Source organism: Atopobacter sp. AH10, from assembly GCF_003664595.1.
GTDB lineage: Bacteria > Bacillota > Bacilli > Lactobacillales > Aerococcaceae > Atopobacter.
Genome location: NZ_QXPZ01000031.1, coordinates 83032 through 89297 on the forward strand (window position 1 = coordinate 83032; position 6266 = coordinate 89297).

Annotated in this window: 7 protein-coding genes; all 7 read left to right on the forward strand. The window is 36.0% G+C overall.

Annotated features, from left to right (window positions below; all coding sequences use genetic code 11):
• Window positions 1-26 precede the first annotated feature (26 nt).
• The gene (gene mltG / locus D3H64_RS07165) at window positions 27-1175 is read left to right on the forward strand and encodes an endolytic transglycosylase MltG (protein WP_121565569.1); all 1149 of its coding nucleotides are present in this window, start codon (window positions 27-29) and stop codon (window positions 1173-1175) included.
• A 52-nt stretch (window positions 1176-1227) separates the two neighbouring features.
• The gene (gene udk, locus D3H64_RS07170) at window positions 1228-1860 is read left to right on the forward strand and encodes a uridine kinase (protein WP_121565570.1); all 633 of its coding nucleotides are present in this window, start codon (window positions 1228-1230) and stop codon (window positions 1858-1860) included.
• A gap of 326 nt (window positions 1861-2186) precedes the next feature.
• Window positions 2187-2666, forward strand: coding sequence for a transcription elongation factor GreA (gene greA / locus D3H64_RS07175; protein ID WP_121565571.1), 480 nt, complete (start codon window positions 2187-2189; stop codon window positions 2664-2666).
• 90 nt (window positions 2667-2756) lie between these two features.
• On the forward strand, window positions 2757-3503 hold the full coding sequence (gene liaF / locus D3H64_RS07180) for a cell wall-active antibiotics response protein LiaF (protein WP_121565572.1): 747 nt from the start codon (window positions 2757-2759) through the stop codon (window positions 3501-3503).
• Entirely contained in the window at window positions 3500-4543 is a 1044-nt protein-coding gene (locus D3H64_RS07185) for a sensor histidine kinase (RefSeq protein ID WP_233554914.1), read from the forward strand. Before liaF ends, D3H64_RS07185 begins: the two co-directional genes overlap by 4 nt.
• Before the next feature lie 14 nt (window positions 4544-4557).
• Window positions 4558-5193, forward strand: a complete 636-nt coding sequence (locus tag D3H64_RS07190) for a response regulator transcription factor (RefSeq protein ID WP_121565573.1) — start codon at window positions 4558-4560, stop codon at window positions 5191-5193.
• An 842-nt stretch (window positions 5194-6035) separates the two neighbouring features.
• Window positions 6036-6266: helix-turn-helix domain-containing protein (locus tag D3H64_RS07195; protein ID WP_147429903.1), on the forward strand; the 231-nt coding region annotated here is incomplete at its 3' end.

Genomic DNA, 6266 nt, shown 5'->3' on the forward strand with positions numbered 1-6266 from the left:
TTGTTATTTTAGGAGGATTTTTAGTCATGAAAAGACCTTTAAAAACACCTGCAGAAAAAAAGATGGAAGAAAAGAGAAAACAACAAAATAGGGAAAGAGATCTAGCGGGTAAAATTTCTCGATCCATTTTGCGTGTCCTTTTACTTCTGGCGCTCATCTTAGGATTTGCGGGCTATCGTTATGTCTCTAATGCTTTACAACCCCTTTCCTCATCAAGCGCTAAAAAGGTAGAAGTAGAGATACCTCTTGGTTCTTCGAATCGGCAAATTGCTCAAATTTTAGAAGATAAGAAGATTATTCGTAATGCTAAAATTTTTAATCTCTATATGAAAGTCCAAAATGTTGCTGATTTACAAGCAGGCTATTATGATTTTTCACCCTCTATGACAGCTAAACAAGTCATTAAGCAATTAGAAAAGCAGGGGAAAGATTCCGCAGAAAAGCAAAAGAAAGTTTTGGTGCGTGAGGGGGAAAACATTGAGCAAATTGCCAAAGCTATTGATCAAACTGGAGTCTATAAAAAAGAAGATTTCATCCATTTGATGCAAGACGACAACTTTTTATCTGATTTAGCAAAAGAATATCCTGATCTTTTGTCAGATAGTCTAAAAAGCAAGGACAGTCGCTATAAATTAGAAGGCTATCTCTTCCCAGCGACTTATAACGTTTTAGCTGGGGAAGATCTAAAAACTTTAGTGAAAAAAATGATAGCTAAAACTGATCAGGTCATGAGTAAATACAAGGAACAAATTGAAGAGGATGAGTTGAACCTTCATCAAATCATGACCCTAGCTTCTTTGGTAGAAAAAGAAGGGGTAAACTTAGAGGATCGCAAGATGATCGCAGGCGTTTTTCGGAACCGCCTAGCAAGAGATATGATGTTACAATCCGATATTTCTGTTCTATATGCCTTGAACAAACACAAGGAATTTGTGACACTTAAAGATACAAAAGTAGATTCTCCATATAATCTATATCAACACACTGGTTTAGGGCCAGGACCTTTTAATAGTCCAAGTGAAGCCGCTATTCAGGCAACGCTCAATTATATTAAGAATGATAATCTTTATTTCCTAGCTAATTTAAAAACAGGGAAAGTCTATTATTCCAAAACATATGAAGAACATCAAAAATTAGTGGAAGAGCATATTAATAAGCCAAAGGATGGCCAATAGGGTGTTCTTAATGCACTAAGATAATTTATTTTCAGCTAGCAGGAGGAAGCACATGAGTAAAGCAAGGCCGATTGTTATTGGGGTGACAGGTGGATCAGGGTCTGGTAAGACTAGCGTTTCTAAGGCGCTTATGGAGAGATTTAAGGGGCATTCGGTCATGTTACTGCAACAAGACTTTTATTACAAAGATCAGTCGCATTTGACCTTTGAAGAGCGTTTAGAAACAAATTATGATCATCCCCAAGCTTTTGATACGGATTTGTTGATTGATCATCTCAAAAAATTGTTAGCATATCAGGCAATTGATAAGCCGGTCTACAATTTTAACGATCATGTGAGAAGTAAAGAAACCATCCATGAAAAACCACGTGATGTGATCATTGTGGAAGGTATCATGGTGTTAGAAGAAAAGGCTCTTAGAGATTTGATGGATATCAAGTTGTATGTGGATACTGATGATGATATACGTATTATTCGTCGAATAAAGCGGGATATGAAGGAAAGAGGCAGATCCTTAGATTCTATCATCCACCAGTATCTATCAGTGGTCAAACCCATGCATGAACAATTCATCGAACCTATGAAAAAATATGCCGATTTAATTATCCCAGAAGGTGGAGAAAATCACGTTGCAATAGATATGATTGCAACGAAGATTGAAAAAATACTAGAGTCCAAAGCTTAAGAAAGACTGGTAAAATACGAGACATCTATTTTAGATTAAAATGGTCAAGAAATGGCGAAAATAAGAAGGGAGCATTTGACAAGCCAGATGGATGTGGTCATACGATCTCTTTAAGAACAGCTGATAGTAAAGAAATTCTTTTTTGTAAGAAAAAAGAGAGAAAGATATCTGCTTTAAGCTTTAATTTAGAGGGAGCCCTGTTTTCTTTTCAAGTGTAAAAAGGAAATAGCATTTTATGATTGCAAAATTCTTATTATTCTGCTATTGTAAGAACGTTATAAAACAAACAGATTCACTTATTACATTACTCAAGGAGAATGAGTTGCATGGAAGAAAAAACATACCCAATGACGCGTGAAGGAAAAGAAAAACTTGAAGCGGAATTGGAAGATTTGAAAGTCAATAAACGTAAAGAAATTGTTGAACGGATCAAAATCGCTCGTTCTTATGGTGATTTGTCTGAAAACTCAGAATACGAGTCCGCAAAAGATGAACAAGCTTTTGTTGAAGGTCGTATTTCGACTATTGAAAAAATGATTCGTTTTGCGGTAATCATTGATGACCAACATATTGCTAAAAATGAAGTTTCTTTAGGACGAACTGTTACATTTATCGATGAGGAGTTCGGTGAAGAAGAAACTTATATGATTGTTGGTTCTGCAGAATCTGATCCATTAGCTGGGAAGATTTCTAATGATTCACCAATTGCCAAGGCTTTGATCGGGCATAAATTAAATGATGTGGTCACCATTAATACGCCTGGTGGGGACATGACCGTGAAGATTACCAAGGTGGAAACTAACTAATACATCTTAAGTCTGATAGGACTTAGGACTGAAGAGACTTGTCTTGTTACAAGTCTTTTTTTTATAATAAGTGTGGAGTCTGATTGACTAATGGAAGGGAGTGATGAAGAAATGGTATACAAGAGTTGGTTTAAGATTCTTCTGATTTTACAGCTGATTTTAATTTGCATAGCAGGTGCAGAAATTACGCAAGATTTTTATCAAATGACCTTATTTTCTATGGGTAGCTTATTTGTTTTACTTGGTGTATTAGTTCGAAAGCATCTGCGCCATAATGTCTTACTAGCTATAGGTTGTTTTAGTTTAATGATGTCCTTTTTGCTAACTAGTGCAGCCTGGATAAATATCGGCTTAACGATTTTCCTATTGGTTAGTTTCTTAACAGGGAAAGCGAAAATTCATAATGAACTTAAACAGCCATTGAGTCAATATGTCAATCTAGAAACGACGATTCCAAGAGAAAAACATGTGTCATATAGCCATAAGTGGTTCGGAGATCAACATATAGGGCAAGAGGTTTATGAATGGGATGACATGGTTTTAAATTCCTTTATGGGTGATACGGTCATTGATTTAGGAAAAACTATTTTACGTAATGGAGATAACTATATTGTCTTAAATAAACTGATAGGGGACACCAAGTTAATTGTCCCACCTGGCATGGGAATTCACTTGAAACATCAAGGTTTGATGGGTGAAGTGACTTTTATAGAGCATAAGAAAGAATTCCGAAATCATATTTTCCAATATTATAGTGAGGATTTTGACAAAGCAACTAAAAAAATTCATATCATCTCTACTCTTGTTTTGGGAGATGTGGAGGTGATAGTGCTGTGATCCGATTAGAACGCTTTTTTAAATACGCCTTAATTGAAGCTATATTTGCTTTTGCCTTGTTTAGTGCTATTGCTATAATATTCTGGAAACATTTTTTGCCCATACATACGGTTCAAAAGTGGGGAATGATTATCCTCAGTTCTGTTGCCGTGATGGCTTCACTAGTCCTCATCAATGCCCTAGTTTTGGCTTATATTGATTTACGGATAGAAAAGAATATCTCCGAACGTTTAATGACTTTAAGGAATGGTAATTACCAATCCGAATTTTATCAAACAAAGCAAGTCACCATTTTTGAGATGCCTTTTTCAGTAGAGGGGTATTCAAAGGCGATTGATGAATTAAAAGATAAATTGTTAAGCCTAACGGATGAAGTCCAACACATGTCTGCCCAACCTCAATTAGTAGATGGAGAGAGTAAACAAGATATTTTGGAAGGAGAAAGGCATCGAATAGCCAGAGAACTTCACGACTCTGTGAGCCAACAATTATTTGCTGCCATGATGCTTTTAGCCACCTTAACAGAAGGGGACTCACTTGATCGAGAAATAGTGCAAGGGCAATTACAACGCATTGAAGAGATTGTTAACGAAGCGCAAATCGAAATGCGAGCCTTACTTTTACATCTTCGACCTGTTAAATTGGAGCAACAAAGTTTAAAAGATGGTATCATTGGCTTATTAAAAGAATTGTCGAGTAAAGTTAATATAGAAATTTCATGGCAAGTGGAGGATATACATTTACGACCAGGGAATGAAGATGATCTCTTTCGCATTGTTCAAGAAATCCTTTCCAATACTTTACGTCATGCACGGGCTAAATGCCTAGAAGTTTACTTGAAAGATTTATCTAGCCAGATTTTTTTAAGAATGACTGATAATGGGGTGGGATTTGACCCTAGTCATACCAAAAATAAGGGCAATTATGGCTTACAAAATGTGAGAGAACGAGTTGAAGGTATGGGAGGAAAGTTGTCTATTGTTTCTTTTAAAGGAAAGGGAACAACGATAGATATAAGGATTCCTAAAACGAGCAAATAGATGGAGGTAATAGGATGATACGAGTGCTATTAGTAGACGATCATGAAATGGTTCGGGTGGGAGTTTCCTCCTATTTAGCGATTCAAAAAGACATAGAAGTCATCGGTGAAGCAGCGGATGGACAAGAGGGATATGAAAAAGCTATTGCGCTTAGACCAGATATTATTTTAATGGATCTGGTCATGGAACCAGTGGACGGAATTGAAGCCACTCGTAGGATAATGAAGGAATGGCCGGAAGCTAAAATTATTATTGTGACAAGCTTTTTAGACGATGAAAAAGTTTTTCCAGCTCTGGAAGCAGGTGCAAAATCGTATATTCTTAAAACATCTAAAGCTAATCAAATTGCCGAAGCTATTCGGGAGACTAATGCAGGCAAGACGATTTATGAATCAGAGGTTACTGAAAAAGTGCTCAATCACTATAAAGAGCAGTCTAAGCATCATGCTTATGATGATTTAACGAATAGAGAATTAGAGGTGCTTCTTTTAATTGCTAAGGGGAAATCTAATCAAGAAATAGCTGACGATCTTTTTATTACACTTAAAACAGTAAAAACTCATGTTTCTAACATTTTATCTAAACTAGGAGTAGCGGATAGGACACAAGCGACTATTTACGCTTTCGAACACCATTTAGTTAAGAAATAAAAATATAAATGGTATATCATACATTTTTTATTATAATTTAGCCAAGCTCATTTAAAATAGCATAACTAGTGGATTTTTTTAGCAGGGCAATGATATTTGTAGGCTAGAGCTTAACATAGGGATGGAGTATTCTCTAAATATATAGGAGAAATAGTTCTCTTGAACGATTTTAGCCAGATAGAATGGATGGAGTATTCTCTAAATGTAGTAGGAGAAAGAGCCAATTGAAGAAATTGTCATCTTATTTAGTCTAGCCTACAAAATGGTGTAAGTTTTTTAGATAGTGAAAGGATTTTTCTTTTTGAGCCAGCTAAGCTACACAGGCAAAAAAGAGCACTTAGATCTAGATTGCTGTTGATCCTTTCACGTCAACTTGTTTGTGATAAAAGTAGTGATGATATAAGGCCAAGGATTCTGTGACTAGTGTTTCTGGATCCTGGGCTTTTTTATAGATTGTTGATAACGCTTGCTAATATTAGAGAAGGATGGTAATTGATCGTAAGCGGTCGATATCCAGGTACATCACTTATTATTTCGGGTTATTGATTGATTATAGAAAGTAACTAGAGCTTTTAGAAAATTAGTCATCTGTTCAACAGCAATGACACCGTTTCGAGCCACGGTATCTCAACTAGCCAGATGTTAATGTCAATTGAAAAAGAGACCACCTTGCCGTTGAAAAAGGGACCACCCTTTAATTAATTTTACCGGCAGATTTCCAATATTTATAGTTTTGGTGGATTTTAGAATGAACTTATCCGCTCAATTATGAAAAAAAAGACGCCATGTAAATTTCATGTTAACATTGTAGTTGACGACAAACAATGAAAGGATGAATTTACATGACGCACACCAATAGTAACACATCTCTATCGAATAGGAAACATTTAACCTATCAGGATCGGTGTAAAATAGAAGCTTATTGCGAAGAAAAATTATCCTTTAGAGAAATAGCTAGGAGATTGGGCAAACACCATTCAACGATCAGTCAAGAGTTCAAACGTGGAACGGTTCGACAAATTAAGCAAGTCGTCAAGTCTTCCTCGGGTAAAACTTATGAGTATGATCAGATG

Coding starts and splice junctions, on each gene's coding strand:
- udk (WP_121565570.1), top strand. CDS start 1,228: ATGAGTAAAGCAAGGCCGATTGTTATTGGGGTGACAGGTGGATCAGGG.
- liaF (WP_121565572.1), top strand. CDS start 2,757: ATGGAAGGGAGTGATGAAGAAATGGTATACAAGAGTTGGTTTAAGATT.
- greA (WP_121565571.1), top strand. CDS start 2,187: ATGGAAGAAAAAACATACCCAATGACGCGTGAAGGAAAAGAAAAACTT.
- mltG (WP_121565569.1), top strand. CDS start 27: ATGAAAAGACCTTTAAAAACACCTGCAGAAAAAAAGATGGAAGAAAAG.
- D3H64_RS07190 (WP_121565573.1), top strand. CDS start 4,558: ATGATACGAGTGCTATTAGTAGACGATCATGAAATGGTTCGGGTGGGA.